Source organism: Acinetobacter sp. Swhac1, assembly GCF_013390985.1.
GTDB classification, from domain to species: domain Bacteria; phylum Pseudomonadota; class Gammaproteobacteria; order Pseudomonadales; family Moraxellaceae; genus Acinetobacter; species Acinetobacter towneri.
Map to the genome: position 1 here is coordinate 1 of NZ_JACASN010000109.1, position 918 is coordinate 918.

The window sequence follows — 918 nt, forward strand, 5'->3', positions numbered from 1 at the left end:
CGCAATTGGAAAGCACACAATGAAGAAATACACCCAACTTTCTCAAGATGAAAGATACGAAATTTATGCTACTTTGAAAAGTAAAAGTTCAATCGCTACCCTTGCTCGGGAGTTAGGACGTTCACGATCAACCATCTACCGTGAATTAAAAAGAAATACTGGGCAACGTGGATATAGAGCTCAACAGGCAGCTAAATTTGCAAGTCAAAGACGGTACCGTCCTTCATCATCAATGACAGCATTTGCCTTCGCTTATATTGATTATTTGATTGGTTTGGACTGGTCACCAGAACAAATTTCAGGTGCTTTAACACAACGCGGTTGGCTGGGTGTACCTTCACATGAGTGGATTTACCAGTACATTTATCAAGATAAATCAAAAGGCGGTAAACTTTATCTACACTTAAGGCTTCAGAAGAAATATCGAAAACGCGGTTACAAAAACACGGATCGTAGGGGGCAAATCATTGATAAAACAAGTATTCACTGCCGAGACCAGGTCATTGATCAACGACAACGTTTAGGAGATTTCGAAGGTGACACGGTGATTGGTAAACATCATAAAGGTGCTTTATTGACTCTCGTTGATCGAAAGAGCCTGTATGTACATATTGTTCATTTAGGGCCAACGAGAGCATCCTCTCAAACGATTACTTGTGCATTAGATCGTTTACAAATGAGCCATGCTTATAGTGTGACATTTGATAATGGCAAAGAATTTTCCGAACACAAAAGAATTACTGATGCTGGCATAGAGACGTATTTTGCTGATCCTTACAAGTCTATTCAGCGAGCTAGAAATGAAAATACGAATGGTTTAATCCGGCAATATCTGCCAAAATCATCATCGTTTGATGACGTGTCAAACGAACAAATAGAGCAGATAGAATTTGCACTCAACCATCGTCCTAGAAAAAC

1 protein-coding gene is annotated in these 918 nt (G+C 39.5%); it reads left to right on the plus strand.

The genetic code is table 11. From position 1 onward, the window contains the following. Nucleotides 1–19 precede the first annotated feature (19 nt). Nucleotides 20–918 (plus strand): IS30 family transposase (locus HX743_RS16175; protein ID WP_178319682.1); only part of this gene is annotated, 899 nt, incomplete at its 3' end.